We start from the raw sequence: 13974 nt of genomic DNA on the forward strand, positions 1-13974 counted from the left end.
TACCGGCTCTTTTACCAGCGGTAGTGGGCGAAGGCCTTGTTGGACTCAGCCATCTTGTGGGTGTCTTCGCGACGCTTCACAGCGGCACCGAGACCGTTCGACGCATCCAGAATCTCGTTCATGAGACGCTCGGTCATCGTCTTCTCGCGGCGGGCCTTGGAGTAGCCGACCAGCCAGCGCAGGGCCAGAGCCGTGGCACGGCCCGGCTTGACCTCAACCGGAACCTGGTAGGTGGCGCCACCGACGCGGCGGGACCGGACCTCCAGGGTCGGGCGGACGTTGTCCATGGCCTTCTTCAAGGCGGCAACAGGGTCGCCACCCGACTTGGCCTTCACACCTTCGAGGGCACCGTAAACGATGCGCTCTGCGGTGGACTTCTTGCCGTCGACGAGAACCTTGTTGATCAGCTGGGTGACCAGCGGGGAACCGTGGACGGGATCTACGACTAGCGGCCGCTTGGGGGCCGGACCCTTGCGGGGCATATTACTTCTTCTCCATCTTCGCGCCGTAGCGGCTGCGAGCCTGCTTGCGGTTCTTGACACCCTGGGTGTCAAGTGCGCCGCGGACGATCTTGTAGCGGACACCCGGCAGGTCCTTCACACGACCGCCGCGCACCAGCACGATGGAGTGTTCCTGCAGGTTGTGGCCCACACCGGGGATGTAGGCAGTTACTTCGACGCCGCCGGCGAGCTTGACACGGGCTACCTTGCGGAGCGCGGAGTTCGGCTTCTTCGGGGTGGTGGTGTAAACGCGGGTGCAAACGCCGCGCTTCATCGGGCTGCCCTTAAGGGCAGGCGCCTTGGTCTTATTGACCTTAGGTGAGCGGCCCTTGCGGACCAGCTGGTTAATCGTAGGCACTTTCGTGTTCTCCGTTTTTCTTGGGCTTTGCCCCGCCTCACATGCAGGGCCAGGCACTGTCGGTCGTCTTCGCACCCGCTGCCGAATCGAAGCGACCGTAGGCGTGCAAAAGTGTGGCATCCTCCGCGCAAGAACCCCGCGGACCGGAAACAGGCCCCGCTCCGGTTTGATCCGGAACGGCCTTCATCCACTGCCACACAAAACAATCGAAGAAAAGTCTATCAGACAATCGCGGCTCCGGCGGACGCCGTCGAACAGGGGCCGCCTGCACCGCGCTCACTGGTCCATCGCCTGTAGCAGGGCGGCTTCCAGCGGTGCGGCCAGAGTTTCCATGTAGGTGCCGCTCACGTGGTTCAAGTCCCGGTAGACCAGAACGTTGCCGATCACCACCGGGCAGGTATCCCGGTCACAGAAGCGGGAGGACAGGTCCACGACCTTAGTATGCGGAGCGAGCGCTGCAGCATCGTCCGTCAGGTCCTTGCCGTCCAGCCCAGCGTCTCGAGACTGCCCACAGCCGGATGGATCCTCATAGTTGGCCGCCGCGCAGTCGCGGGCCAGCGCACCGTCGCGTGGCCGGGGCGTATCCTTCAAGGCGTAGACGTCGACACCGGCGTCGGCGAGCTTGTTCCAGTACTCAGCAAAGCCCGCTACTCCCGGCCGGTGCCCCGTGCCGGCGTCGACGAACGAAGACTCCGCGTAGTAGGACGTGAGCACCGCGTCCACCTCGCCGTCGGCCGTCAGCCGTTCCATCGTTTGTTCATTGGGCGCCCGGCACACGGATTCACCCTTCGCCTCGATCGTGCGCTGCTCAGCGTTGAACGGGCAGGAATTGTGGATGTAAGTGCGCAGGCGCCAGCCCTCGCGCTCGGCGATCGGCTCCAAGGCTTTGAACCATTGGCCGGCGTGCGAGTCCCCCACCAGCGCTAGGGTGAAATCCCCGTCAGGGTTGCCGTACGTGCACTCTTTGGTCTGGGAGGCCATCGGCTTGACGGCGCAATCACCAAGGCCCGACTGGTCGTCCTGGGCCCGGGCAGGATCCGGAACAATCAGCGGAGTGCTGGTGGCGAACACCTGATGGCCGTTTTCGTTGATCGAAGCCACGCCGAACCCCGGTGGCGGCACGTCCAGCAATGCCGCAGTCGCTTGGTCGCGTTGCGCCAGGATGCGATCCTGCTGGTTACCCGGCACGAAAGCCAGCGTGCCGACCAGCGCGGTAGCAGCGGCACCGGCGGCGAGCGGACGCCATGCGCTGGCACTGAACCAGCCAAAGCGGCGCACCGGCGTCTCCACAAAGTAATAGCTCAGTGCGGCCAGGACAAAGGAGCCGGCCAGCAGCAGTGGGCTGGTGGCGGGTCCCGGCTCCTTGCCCGCCAGGATCGTAAAGAACACGATCAGGGGCCAGTGCCAGAGGTAGAGCGAGTAGGACACGTTCCCGGTCCACTGGATGGGCCGCCAATCCACGAGGCGATGGAGGGATAGCGGGCCACTGGTCCGACCGGCGGCGATGACGGCAACGGTGCCCAGCACCGGCAGCAGGGCCGCGGTCCCGGGGAACGGCGTGCTGCTGTTGAAGAGGAACGCCGACGCCACGATGGCCGCCAGCCCGGCCGCTGCCAGCAGGCTGCGCAGGTGCGGCCAGCGCCGCGGGTCGTGGTGCAGTGCTGCCAGCAGGCCACCCAGCCCCAGTTCCCAGATCCGGGTGGGCGTGATGAAGTACGCGTCCGGGCTGCCGCCGGCCGTCGCCCAGATGCCATAGGCCAGCGAGGCAGCGACTGCCACGGCAAACATCACGACGGCGGCCTGCTCCACCGTCCACGCCCGGGACCTGCCGGTGCTCCCCCGCTTGCCCGGGCGGCTACTCCGCCGCCTGCGGCGCACCACGTAGACAGACAGAAGGACCAGCAGCGGCCAGAGCAGGTAGAACTGCTCTTCGACGGCGAGGGACCAGAAGTGCTGGAGCGGTGTCGGCGTTTCGGTGGCCGCCAGGTAGTCCACTGACGAGGCGGCCAGCACCCAGTTCTGCACATAAAAGGTAGACGCGAGGGCCTGCCCGCCAATGCGTTCCCATTGGCTCATCGGCAACAGCGCCAGGGTTGCGGCCAGGACGACGGCGATGACCAGCAGCGCCGCAGGCAGGATGCGCCGGATCCGCGCCGCCCAGAACGACCTCAGCGAGATGGTCCCGGTGGCCGCCGCATCGCGCAGCATGTGGCCGGTGATCAGGAATCCGGAAATGACAAAGAAGACGTCCACTCCAACGAAGCCGCCGGGCAGCCAGCGCGGCTCCAGGTGGTAGGCCACCACCAGCAGCACCGCAAGGGCCCGCAGGGCTTGGATTTCGGGCAGAAACTTCCGCCGCGGGGTCACAGATTCCATCACCGGATATTCATCCACGCCAAGATCAACGACAGTTGGCCGCGGGGTAAACGACCGGGGGCTTGCGCTACTGCTGTGCGCGCAGGGCGTCCGTGATCTTGGCCGAGGCGGCCCGCAACTTGGGCAGGGCCTCGGCGACCACGGCGTCCACATCCCGGGTGCCGTCGGCCAGCGAAGCCTGCATGGACATGTTCAACGCTGCGGCCACAGAGCCGTCCGGATGCAGAACCGGCACCGCCACCGAGCGCAGGCCGATCTCCAGTTCCTGATCCACCAGGGACCAGCCTTGGCTGCGCACCTTGTCCAGTTCCGCCCGCAGTTCCACCGGATCGGCGATGGTCCGCGGCGTCAGTTGCTTCAGCGTGGTGGAGGCCAGCCGCTGTTCCAGTTCCTCGGTCGACAGGCCGGCCAGCAGCACCCGGCCCATCGACGTGGCGTAAGCCGGGAACCGGGTGCCCACCATGATCCCCACGGTCATGATCCGGCGAGTGTGAATGCGGGCGATGTACACGATCTCGTCGCCGTCAAGAATCGAGGCGGACGTGGATTCATGCAGCTCGGCGGAAAGTTCCTCCAGCAATGGCTGCACCAGCTGGGGCAGACTCTGCCCGGCAAGGTAGGAATACCCCAGCTGGAGCACCAATGCGGTGAGCTCGAAGACCCGGCCGTCGGTGCGCACGTACCCCAGGTCCACCAGGGTGTGCAGGAAACGCCGCGCCGTGGCGCGGGTCAGGCCGGTCCGCTTGGAGACCTCGCTCAGCGTCATGGTGACGTTGTCTGCGTCGAAAGCCCTGATCACGGTCAATCCGCGGGCCAGTGACTGGACGAACTGATCGCCAGGCGTTTTGGTCTCGGTCATGGTTCCTTCGAGCTCTAGGTGGGCGTTACTCGGTGGGCGGGAGCAGCTTGATGTCCATCTTGGACTGCAGTTCTTCAAGCGTGGTCCCGAATGTCTCGCGCACCCGGACGCCGTCCGGCGTCAGCAGGAAGACCGCGTCATTAGTGTATACGCGGGTGACGCAGCCCACGCCCGTGAGCGGGTAGCTGCATTCCTGGACCAGTTTCGGGGTGCCGTCCTTGGCGAACAGGGACATCATCACGTAGACGTCTTTGGCACCGGTGGCCAGATCCATCGCGCCGCCGACGGCGGGGATGGCATCCGGTGCGCCGGTGTGCCAGTTCGCCAGGTCGCCGCTGGCCGAGACCTGGAAGGCGCCCAGCACGCAGACGTCCAGATGGCCGCCGCGCATCATGGCGAAGGAATCCGCATGGTGGAAGTAGGACGCGCCCGGGACTTCGGTGACCGGGACCTTGCCCGCATTGATCAGGTCCTGGTCAATCTCATCGCCGTGCGCTTCCGGCCCCATGCCGAGCATGCCGTTCTCGGTGTGCAGGGTGATGTCCTGTTCGGCCGTCAGATAGTTCGAGACGGACGTCGGCTGGCCGATGCCGAGATTGACGAAGGAACCGGGCTGGATGTCCTTCGCGACCAACCGGGCCAGGTCCTCGCGGCTGAGTTTCTCGCTCACTAGTGTGCCTCTCCTTCTGCGGCCTGCGGCGCAATTTCCACAACGGTGTCCACATAGATGCCCGGAGTCACGATGACTTCGGGATCCAGTTGGCCGGTCTCCACGATTCCGGAGACCTGGACGATGCTTTTCTTGGCGGCGGCAGCCATGATCGGACCGAAGTTGCGGGCGGTCTTGCGGTAGACCAGGTTGCCCTTCTTGTCCGCGGTCAGCGCCTTGACCAGTGCCACGTCGCCGTAGATCGGTGACTCAAGCACGTAGCCCTTGCCGTCGATGACGCGGGTTTCCTTGCCCTCGGCCAGCATGGTGCCGTAGCCGGTGGGGGTGAAGAAACCGCCGATGCCGGCGCCGGCTGCACGGATGCGCTCGGCGAGGTTGCCCTGCGGCACCAGTTCCAGTTCAATTTCTCCCGCCCGGTAGGCCGTGTCGAAGTGCCAGGAGTCGGACTGGCGCGGGAACGAGCAGATGATCTTCTTGACCCGGCGCTCCTTGATCAGCAGCGCCAGGCCGGCGTCAGCCTGGCCGGCGTTGTTGTTCACCACCGTCAGGTCCGTGGCGCCGCAGTCCATCAGCGCGTCGATCAGTTCCATCGGCTGGCCGGCGTTGCCGAAGCCGCCGATCAAAACCGTGGCGCCGTCCTGGATGCCGGCCACGGCGTCCTGGGCAGTAGCAGCAAATTTTGCCATGCTGGCTTACCTCCTTAGTTCTTGGTTGAGTTGACGTTTTCCAGCACGACGGCGAGGCCTTGGCCCACGCCGATGCAGATCGCGGCCACGCCCCAGCGCTCGCCCGATTCCTGCAGCCGGCGGGCCAGCGTGCCGAGGATGCGAATGCCGGAGGCGCCCAGCGGGTGGCCGATGGCCACGGCGCCGCCCCAGGCGTTGACGATGGCGGGGTCGATGTCCCAGTTGTCGATGCAGGCCAGCGACTGGGCAGCAAAGGCTTCATTAAGCTCGACGGCGGCGACGTCCGACCAGCTGATGCCGGCCCGACGGACGGCCTGGTTGGCGGCCTCGACCGGCGCGAAGCCGAAGAACTGCGGCTCCAGCGCGGACGCGCCGCGGCCGGCGATGCGGGCCAGCGGCTCGGTGCCCAGCAGTCCGGCGGCAGCCTCGCTGCCCAGCCACGCCGCAGAGGCGCCGTCGTTCAGCGGTGACGCGTTGCCGGCCGTCACGGTCCCGCCCTCGGGGCCGTCGCCAACCGGCCGGAAGACGGTCTTCAGCCCGGCCAGCACGTCAGCGGTGCTGGTGGGGCGGATCGATTCGTCGCGGGTCAGCTCGGTGCCCGGCACCTGCACCACCATCGAGTCGTACTTGCCCGCGTTCCAGGCCTCGTCGGCCAGGCGGTGCGATGCGGCCGCAAACTCATCCTGGCGCTCACGGGTGATGCCGTGCCGCTCGCGCAACTGTTCGGTGGCCTCGCCCAGCGAGACGGTCCATTCCTGCGGCATCTTCTTGTTCACCAGCCGCCAGCCCAAAGTGGTGGAGGCCAGGGTCATGTTGCCGGCCGGGTAGGGCTTCTCGGTCTTCGGCAGCACCCAGGGCGCGCGGCTCATCGACTCGACGCCGCCAATCAGCACCAGGTCGCCTTCGCCGGCGTTGATCTGGCGGGAACCGATGATAGCGGCATCCAGACTGGAACCGCAGAGCCGGTTCACTGTGGTGCCCGGAATGGAGGTGGGCAGGCCGGCCAGCAGCGTGGCCATCCGCGCAACGTTGCGGTTTTCTTCGCCGGCGCCGTTGGCGTTGCCGAAAATCACCTCGTCGATGCGTTCCGGGTCCAGGCCCGGCGCGCGGGCCACTTCGGCCTTGACCACTTCGGCGGCCAGGTCGTCCGGCCGGACGCCGGCCAGCCCACCGCCGAACTTTCCAAACGGCGTGCGGACGGCGTCATACAGATATGCCTGGTTCATTCGAGGCTCCTTCGTGGCGCACGGCTGGCGTGCGCCTTGGTTACAGCAAACGGTCCGGTCCAGCGCTGTGGCTGGACCGGACCGCTCCATAAACATGATGGGGATCCGCGCAGGAACCCTCCGTAGCGGCTTCACGAGGTCTTGGGACAGCTCCCATGGAACCTTCACCGAAACCCGGAAGTGTTCGCTTCACGAACGCATGTACGTTATATGAACTATATCGAGGCGCTGTGATCCTCGTCAAGGCTGGCGAAAACACCCTTGGCCACCTTGAACGCCACGTTCGCGTCCGGCACGCCGCAGTAGATTGCCGACTGCAGCACCACTTCCTTGATCTCGTCCCGGGTCATGCCGTTGGTCAGCGCCGCGCGGACGTGCATGGCGAATTCTTCCCAGTGGCCCTTGGCGATCATGGCGGTCAGCGTAATGGCGCTGCGCGTGGTGCGCGGCAGCCCGTCCCGGGTCCAGATGGTCCCCCACGCGTAGCGGGTGATCAGTTCCTGGAAGTCCTGGGTGAAATCGTCGATCGAGCTGTTCGCCCGGTCCACGTGCTCATTGCCCAAGACCTGGCGGCGCACGGCCATGCCGTCGTCGTAAACCTCCTGCTGGGTCTTGGCAGGATCGAAGGTGCGGTTCTCGCTCACGGCGGGTACTCCTTGGGTAGTTTCAGTCAACGGTCCGGCTGCGCTCAGGCAGCCAGGAAGAAATCGCGCAGCAGTGCCGCGGTTTCTTCGGGCGCTTCGACGGGCGCCTGGTGGGCGGCGGAATCGACGACGGCGGAGCTCCCCTGCCGCACGCCGGTGGCCACTGCCTTGGCGAACTCGGGCGGACAGACCTGGTCCATTCCACCGGCAATGGCGATCACCGGAGTGGTGATCTCGCCGAGCCGGTCGCGGACGTCGAAGCCGGCCAGGGCCTCGCAGCAGTGCGCGTAGGCGAACCGGTCGGCGTTCTGCAGGGTATGCAGCAGCCGCGTGGTGCGTTCGGAATGCTTCTCGATGAAGCCCGGCGCGAACCAGCGCTGCGCTGAACCGACCACCATGGTGGGTGTGCCCGCGTTGCGGACGGTCTCGGCACGCTCCAGCCAGGCGGACGGCTCTCCGATCTTGGCGCCGGAGCACACCACACCCAGTCCGGCGAAGCGGTCCGGGTAGTCCAAGCCCAGCTGCAGGGCCAGTTCGCCGGCCATCGAAACCCCGGCAAAGTAGACCTTGGCGCCGGCCTCAATGTCGCCGGCCGCGGCCAGCTTGTCCAGCATGGCCACCACGCCCTGGGCCAGTTCGGCCATGGTGAACGGCCCGGTGGACGCGGGGCTCGCCGCGTGGCCGGGCAGGTCCACTCCCACTACCTGGAAGTCCTGAAGGTAGGGCACGGCGTCGATCCAGAGCGCTTTGGCGCCGGTGCCCAGGCCGGCGCCGGCCAAGAGCACGGGCTTGCCTTTGCCCTCGGACAGCAAGGTGGGGGTGATGTCGGGAACGCTCACGAATGGCTCCATTCTGCATAGTGGGAGGTGATCCGGTCGATCAGTTCGCTGCTCTGGCCGATATAGCCAGCCGGATCCAGCAGTTCGGCCAACGCCTCGTCGCTCAGGACGTCGACAGGTACCGCATCGCGCAGCAGCTGCGCCAGTGTGCCCTGGTTGGCCAGCGACTGGTTGACAAGGTTCTGGACCTTGGCCTTGCCGGCGCCCGGCGATCCGCCGTCGAGCATCGGCGCCACCGTGGCCATGATCCGTTCGCTGACCACCAGCTCACCGGTGATCGCCAGGTTCCGGCGCATCTGCTCCGGCCGGATCATTAGGCCCTCTGCGAGTTCGGCCAGCTTGGCGGCAGCCCCGCCAGCCAGCCGGAGCAGCTGGCGCAGCGCTTGCCACTCGACGTGCCAGGAACCGTCTGGCCGCTCATCGATGGCGCCGGCCGCGGCGGCCTGGATCTGGGCCAGATGCCCGGGACCGGCCAGCGCGGCGCTGCGGATCAGCACGGACAGCACCGGATTCTGTTTCTGCGGCATCGCCGAGGAACCGCCACGGCCTTCGGCGGCCGGTTCGGCGACTTCGCCCAGCTCGGGCCGGCTGAGCAGCAGCACGTCGTTGGCGACCTTGCCGGCAGCAACCAGCACATCGGCCAGCGCCGCGGCCAGTGCTGTCACCGGCAGCCGGTTGGTTTGCCAGGGCGCCACCGGGTCGGCCAGCCCCAGCCGTTCGGCGAGACGGGCCGCCAAAGCCAGCGCACCGCCGTCGTCGTTTGATGCAGCATCGTCGCCGTTTGGCGCAGCACCGCCGTCGCCGTTTGGCGCAGCGCTGCCGTCGGTTCGTGCAGCGCCGCCGCCGTTTGGCGCAGCGCCGCCGTCGTTTGATGCACCGCCGTCGTCGTGTGGCGCAGCGGTGCCCGCCGCGGGACCGGCAGATGCGGCGCTGTCCGCGGCAGCCGCGGGGTGGGCCGGACGGCCGGCCAGATCCGTCAGCGCGGCCATGGTGCCGGCCGCGCCGCCCCACTGGAGCGGCAGTTCGCCGGCCACCTGCTCCAGCCGGGCACCGGCCTGGGCGACACCGGAGAGCCAGTTCGCCGCCTTGAGTCCGAAGGTGGAGGGCAGCGAATGCTGGGTCAGTGTCCGGGCGACGGTGATGGTGCCGCGGTGCTCGTCCGCCTGCCGTGCCAAAGCCGCGGCGGCGGTCTTCAGGTCCGTCACGATGCCGGCCAGTGCGCGGCGCGCCATCAGCATCAGGGCGCTGTCCAGGATGTCCTGGCTGGTGGCGCCCTTGTGGATCGCCGAGGGCGCACCCGGATGGTGCTGCTTGGCCTCCGCGCGCAGGTCGGCGAGCAGCGGGATGACCGGGTTGCCGCCGCCCTGGGCACGCTCGGCCAGGGCCGCCGCGTCGTAAAGGTCCGCCCGCGAGGCCTGCTCGACGGCCGGAACCGCGTCGGCCGGGACCCGGCCGGCGTCGGCCAGCACGCGCGTCCATTCGAGCTCCACGTCGAGCATGGCTTGGATGAATTGGTAGTCGCTGGTTAAACGGGACGCTGCTGTCCCGGCCGAAGCCGGAGACAGCAGCCCGAAATCAGCGTGGTCCGCTGGATTCATGGATCCCTAGATCCCCGGGTAGCTCAGGAAGACGGTTTCGCCTTCGCCTTGCAGCCGGATGTCGAAACGCAGGTCGCCGTTCGGTTCGCGCTCGGCGATCAGGGTCTTCCGCCGCTCTTCCGGCAGCGAGGACAGCAGCGGGTCGTTCGCCAGGGCCTCGGTGTCCTCCGGCAGGTAGATCCGGGTGAACAGGCGGTTCAGCAGGCCGCGGGCAAAGACCACCATGGAGATGAACGGGGCCTTGCCCTGCTCGGTGGGGCCCGGGTTGACCGTGGTGAAGGTGTAGTGGCCAACGTTGTCCACGGCTACCCGGCCGAAGCCGGTGAAGGTGTGGTCGTCGCGGACCAGCGAACCGGTCTCCCGGGAGATCTCGCCGTGCTCGTCGGCCTGCCAGATCTCCAGCATGGAGTCGGGGATCGGGCTGCCGTTGCCGTCCGTCACCACGCCGTGCAGCCGGATGGATCCGGCGTGCGCGCGGTGGACCAGCTGGCTGTCCTTCTCGTACGGGAGCGCAAAGCCGTAGAACGGCCCGATGGTCTGGCCCGGGGTAGCTACCAGTTTGGTGGTGGACTCGCCCATCAGTGCTCCTCTCCTTCTTCCATCCAGGTGCGGTTGCTACCGGAGAGGACAATGTCCCAGCGGTAGCCGGTGTTCCATTCGTGGCTGGTCACCGAGTGGTCGTAGGTGGCGACCAGCCGGTCGCGTGCATCCTGGTCGGTGATCGCCTGGTAGATCGGATCCAGCGGGAACAGCGGGTCGCCCGGGAAGTACATCTGGGTGATCATGCGCTGGGTGAAGTCGGTGCCGAACAGCGAGAAGTGGATGTGCGCCGGACGCCAGGCATTGTGGTGGTTCTTCCACGGGTACGGGGCCGGCTTGATGGTGGTGAACTTGTATTCGCCGTTGGGTCCGGTGATGCAGCGGCCCACGCCGGTGAAGTTCGGGTCGATCGGTGCCGGGTGCTGGTCACGCTTGTGCACGTAGCGGCCGGCCGCGTTGGCCTGCCAGATCTCCACCAGCTGGTTGCGCACCGGGCGGCCGTCGCCGTCCAGCACGCGGCCCTGCACCACGATCCGCTCGCCGAGGGGTTCGCCGTTGTGCTGGATGGTCAGGTCCGACTCCAGGATGTGCACGTCCCGCTCGCCGAAGGCCGGGCTCCACAGTTCGATGGTCTCCGGGTCGGTGTGGTGCAGGTCCTTGGTGGGATGGCGCAGCAGCGAGGAACGGTAGGGCGCAAAGTCGATGCGCGGCTGCGTTTCTTGTGCTTCTCCGGCCTCCACGCCCTTGCGGTAGGCCTCGTGGATGTCGGTGATTTCCTGACTGATTGTCTCCTGCGAATCCGCGGTGGCGGCAGGATCCAGCACGTGGCTGTCGTCAAAGGTCTCGGCGTCGAAAGCCTCGTCCTGAGCAGTAGCGTCGCTCATCGAGAACTCCTTTCTGTTGTTCGGAATCTGGCGGTTCAGGGTTTGTGGGGGCCTGCGCCGCTGGATGCGGCAGGCGGCGGGTAGCTGCCCGGCGGGTGGCTGGGTAGCTGCCGGCGGCTTACTTGTGCGGCCAGCCGGTGTACGACTCGGCCAGGTACTGCTGGCCGAAGCGGGACCCGGTCACCGTAGCCAGCTCACCCAGGGCACGCTTGGTTTCGAACGGCGAGGCATCGGTGCGGGTGTGCAGCATGCTGGTCATCCAGTAGGAGAAGTTCTGCGCTTTCCAGACCCGCTGCAGGGCCAGGTCCGAGTATCCCTCGAGCAGCGCGTCGCTGCCGGTGGCGTAGAACGAATCGATGGCTTCGAAGAGCACCTTGACGTCCGCAAAGGCGAGGTTCAGCCCCTTGGCGCCGGTCGGCGGTACGGTGTGCCCGGCGTCGCCGGCCAGGAACATGCGTCCGTGGGAGAGCGGTTCGCGGACGAAGGACCGGAAAGCCAGCACCGTCTTGTCGAAGATCGGCCCCTGTTTGAGCTGGAAGCCGTCGGCTCCGTCCACGCGCTTCTGCAGTTCGGTCCAGATGCGGTCTTCGCTCCAGTCGTCCACGTTCTCGGTCGGATCACACTGGAAGTACATCCGCTGGACGGTCTCGCTGCGCTGCGAGATCAGCGCGAAGCCGTGCGGCGAGTTGGCGTAGATCAGCTCCGGGGCGCTCTTCGGTGCCTCGGTCAGGATGCCGAACCACGCGAACGGGTATTCGATCTTGTAGTCCTGCTCCCCCTTCACCGCGCGGCGGCAGAAGCTGCGCGAACCGTCGGCGCCGACCAGGATGTCGCAGTGCACCTCGAATGCGGTGCCGTCCTTGTCGGTGAAGCGGAACTTGGGCGTGGTGGTCTCCAGGTCCAGCACCTCGGTGACCTCGGCCTCGTAGCGCACGTCGCCGCCGTCGCGCTTGCGCGCAGCAGCCAGGTCCACGAAAACCTCGTTCTGCGCATACAGCGTCACCGTTGCGTCCACCAGGTCCTTGAAGTCCAGCGGGTGCGATTCGCCGTTGAAGCGCAGGTCGATGCCCTCATGCTCGTCGCCGTCGGTGAGCACCCTGCCGTCGACGCCGGTGTCGGTGAGCATCTGGACCGAGCCCGCCTCCAGGATGCCGGCGCGGTGCGTGTTGCGGATGGTCTCGTGGTCGCGTGATTCCACTACCAGGTTGTCAATGCCCTGCTTGGCCAGCAGGTGGCTGAGCATCAGACCCGCCGGTCCGCCGCCGACGATGCCGACCTTGGTTTTGATGATGTGTGCCTGCGCCATAAGTGAGTCTCCTGAAGCCCTGTTGATCACGTCTTGATCCAGTGTGACCCGGCCGACACGACGAATGCGCCCGCGTTCTCATTGAATGAGAATTACGACGGCGGTGCTCCCCATCTGCGTCTCCCCCACCCCCAGGACTCCCCAAGGCTCCCCGCCAGTGTTCCACCGCCCGCGTCTCCAGCCGGCCGTCGCCGCTACATTCCCACCCGGGTGTCCCCCCGCCTTATGTCCCCCCGCCTTGTGTCCCCCAGTCAGCCGTCCCCGCTACGTTCCCACCCGGGTGTCCCCCGCCTTGTGTCCCCCAGTCAGCCATCGCCGCTACGTTCCCACCCGGGTTTCCCACAGCCGGCGATCCCCGCCACGTTTCCACCCGGGTCTCCCGCAGCCGGCCATCCCGCCCAGCTCGCATGGCTCAGGGCAAGGCCACACCCATCGCGCGGGAAATGCCGCGGGCCGCCGTCATCAGCGCCGGGACCACGGCGTTAAAGTTTTCAAATCCCAGCGGCACCACAACGCCCAGGGCAGCCACCGGCCAGCCGGCCGGCCCCGCCACCGGGACGGCCACACCGGTGGTGTCCACGTCGATGCGCCCGTCGAACGCGGCATAGCCTCGCTTGCGGATATCGGCCAGATGCCGGCGCAGGTCGAAGGAGACCGCATCGGCTGAGGTGACGGCTTCCGGGTGGCGGGAGAGATACGCCTCTTGGACGTGGTTCGGTGAATTGGCCAGCAGCACCATGCCCATCGAGGTCCGGTGCACCGGCATGCGGCCGGCAATCTGTGCCTGGTTGACTACCGAGCCGCGGCTGGAGAGCCGCTCGATGACCAGGACTTCGTCATCCCGGAGCACGGCCAGCTGGGTGTGCTGGCGCACCACGGACTGAATGTCCTCCATGAACGGCATCGCGGCCTGCCGGAGGTCGACGGCCGGTGAGCTGCGGTTGGCCAGTTCCCACAGCCGCAGCCCTAACCGGATCTCGCCAGTGCCTTCCTTCGTCAGCAGCCCGTGCCGCGAGAGCTCGTCCACCAGCCGGTAGGTCGTTGCCAACGGCACGTCCGCCCGGCGGGACAAGGTGGCAACGTTCATGGCCGGCTTATCCGGCTCGAACGCAGACAGGATGCGCACCAGCCGGTCCAGCATCGAGTCTCCGGACGGGGAATTGGCCATGCTCCTAGGTTCTCACGGCTTGGAGCGGCGATCAGCAGGCCTGCCGGGCGGCTCAACATGGCGGGCCGGGATGCCAGGCACGCAGGCCGGACGGCTTAGCATAGCCGGCCGGACCTTCAGGCTTGCGGCATCGCCCAGGCCCGAAGACTATTCCCCCCGATCCCCCATCCAGTGGTCAAAAATGGCTTAAAACGGGCCCGTACAGTGGCCACTTTTGACCACTGGAAGGTATACGATCCGGCCGCCCTCCCCGGCACCTTCAACTCCCCCAGCCCCGCGCCGCATAAACGACGAACCGCCTCCCGCTGCCCAGGTATCGG

At 66.9% G+C, this 13974-nt stretch carries 14 protein-coding genes; all 14 read right to left on the reverse strand.

Translation table 11 applies throughout. The features are described from left to right. Positions 1–11: 11 nt before the first annotated feature. Positions 12–482: a 30S ribosomal protein S7 gene (gene rpsG / locus E4J89_RS04765; RefSeq protein WP_136784928.1), complete on the reverse strand. Its 471-nt coding sequence runs from the start codon at positions 480–482 to the stop codon at positions 12–14. A gap of 1 nt (position 483) precedes the next feature. Next, complete coding sequence (rpsL, locus tag E4J89_RS04770) at positions 484–858, reverse strand: 30S ribosomal protein S12 (protein ID WP_136784929.1); 375 nt, start codon at positions 856–858, stop codon at positions 484–486. 276 nt (positions 859–1134) lie between these two features. After that, positions 1135–3234, reverse strand: coding sequence for an acyltransferase family protein (locus E4J89_RS04775; protein WP_136784930.1), 2100 nt, complete (start codon positions 3232–3234; stop codon positions 1135–1137). Positions 3235–3301: 67 nt separating this feature from the next. After that, positions 3302–4093, reverse strand: a complete 792-nt coding sequence (locus E4J89_RS04780; protein ID WP_136784931.1) for an IclR family transcriptional regulator C-terminal domain-containing protein — start codon at positions 4091–4093, stop codon at positions 3302–3304. A gap of 25 nt (positions 4094–4118) precedes the next feature. Then, positions 4119–4763, reverse strand: coding sequence for a 3-oxoacid CoA-transferase subunit B (locus E4J89_RS04785; RefSeq protein ID WP_136784932.1), 645 nt, complete (start codon positions 4761–4763; stop codon positions 4119–4121). Then, positions 4763–5449 (reverse strand): 3-oxoacid CoA-transferase subunit A, encoded by a 687-nt coding sequence (locus tag E4J89_RS04790; protein WP_136784933.1) that lies wholly within the window; start codon positions 5447–5449, stop codon positions 4763–4765. The genes E4J89_RS04785 and E4J89_RS04790 overlap by 1 nt, the downstream gene beginning before the upstream one ends. Before the next feature lie 14 nt (positions 5450–5463). Beyond that, positions 5464–6675: a thiolase family protein gene (locus E4J89_RS04795; protein ID WP_136784934.1), complete on the reverse strand. Its 1212-nt coding sequence runs from the start codon at positions 6673–6675 to the stop codon at positions 5464–5466. A 215-nt stretch (positions 6676–6890) separates the two neighbouring features. Next, a complete protein-coding gene (pcaC, locus tag E4J89_RS04800) occupies positions 6891–7319 on the reverse strand; it encodes a 4-carboxymuconolactone decarboxylase (protein ID WP_136784935.1) in 429 nt (142 codons plus the stop codon). A 44-nt stretch (positions 7320–7363) separates the two neighbouring features. Continuing rightward, a complete protein-coding gene (locus E4J89_RS04805) occupies positions 7364–8158 on the reverse strand; it encodes an alpha/beta fold hydrolase (protein ID WP_136784936.1) in 795 nt (264 codons plus the stop codon). Beyond that, a complete protein-coding gene (locus E4J89_RS04810; RefSeq protein WP_136784937.1) occupies positions 8155–9756 on the reverse strand; it encodes a lyase family protein in 1602 nt (533 codons plus the stop codon). The genes E4J89_RS04805 and E4J89_RS04810 overlap by 4 nt, the downstream gene beginning before the upstream one ends. Before the next feature lie 6 nt (positions 9757–9762). Beyond that, entirely contained in the window at positions 9763–10335 is a 573-nt protein-coding gene (gene pcaG / locus E4J89_RS04815; protein ID WP_136784938.1) for a protocatechuate 3,4-dioxygenase subunit alpha, read from the reverse strand. Next, the gene (gene pcaH, locus E4J89_RS04820; protein ID WP_136784939.1) at positions 10335–11180 is read right to left on the reverse strand and encodes a protocatechuate 3,4-dioxygenase subunit beta; all 846 of its coding nucleotides are present in this window, start codon (positions 11178–11180) and stop codon (positions 10335–10337) included. Before pcaH ends, pcaG begins: the two co-directional genes overlap by 1 nt. Before the next feature lie 118 nt (positions 11181–11298). Next, positions 11299–12486: a 4-hydroxybenzoate 3-monooxygenase gene (locus E4J89_RS04825; RefSeq protein ID WP_136784940.1), complete on the reverse strand. Its 1188-nt coding sequence runs from the start codon at positions 12484–12486 to the stop codon at positions 11299–11301. Positions 12487–12898: 412 nt separating this feature from the next. Continuing rightward, entirely contained in the window at positions 12899–13654 is a 756-nt protein-coding gene (locus E4J89_RS04830) for an IclR family transcriptional regulator (RefSeq protein ID WP_136784941.1), read from the reverse strand. Between the last annotated feature and the right edge of the window lie 320 nt (positions 13655–13974).

The sequence above is a fragment of the Arthrobacter sp. CAU 1506 genome, assembly GCF_005047635.1.
In the GTDB taxonomy this organism is placed as follows: Bacteria; Actinomycetota; Actinomycetes; order Actinomycetales; family Micrococcaceae; genus Crystallibacter.

What these genes read in the sequence shown, in the direction of transcription:
- rpsG (WP_136784928.1), bottom strand. Translation starts at nt 482, where the DNA reads ATGCCCCGCAAGGGTCCGGCCCCCAAGCGGCCGCTAGTCGTAGATCCC.
- E4J89_RS04775 (WP_136784930.1), bottom strand. Translation starts at nt 3,234, where the DNA reads ATGGAATCTGTGACCCCGCGGCGGAAGTTTCTGCCCGAAATCCAAGCC.
- E4J89_RS04780 (WP_136784931.1), bottom strand. Translation starts at nt 4,093, where the DNA reads ATGACCGAGACCAAAACGCCTGGCGATCAGTTCGTCCAGTCACTGGCC.
- E4J89_RS04790 (WP_136784933.1), bottom strand. Translation starts at nt 5,449, where the DNA reads ATGGCAAAATTTGCTGCTACTGCCCAGGACGCCGTGGCCGGCATCCAG.
- E4J89_RS04795 (WP_136784934.1), bottom strand. Translation starts at nt 6,675, where the DNA reads ATGAACCAGGCATATCTGTATGACGCCGTCCGCACGCCGTTTGGAAAG.
- E4J89_RS04810 (WP_136784937.1), bottom strand. Translation starts at nt 9,756, where the DNA reads ATGAATCCAGCGGACCACGCTGATTTCGGGCTGCTGTCTCCGGCTTCG.
- pcaG (WP_136784938.1), bottom strand. Translation starts at nt 10,335, where the DNA reads ATGGGCGAGTCCACCACCAAACTGGTAGCTACCCCGGGCCAGACCATC.
- pcaH (WP_136784939.1), bottom strand. Translation starts at nt 11,180, where the DNA reads ATGAGCGACGCTACTGCTCAGGACGAGGCTTTCGACGCCGAGACCTTT.
- E4J89_RS04825 (WP_136784940.1), bottom strand. Translation starts at nt 12,486, where the DNA reads ATGGCGCAGGCACACATCATCAAAACCAAGGTCGGCATCGTCGGCGGC.
- E4J89_RS04830 (WP_136784941.1), bottom strand. Translation starts at nt 13,654, where the DNA reads ATGGCCAATTCCCCGTCCGGAGACTCGATGCTGGACCGGCTGGTGCGC.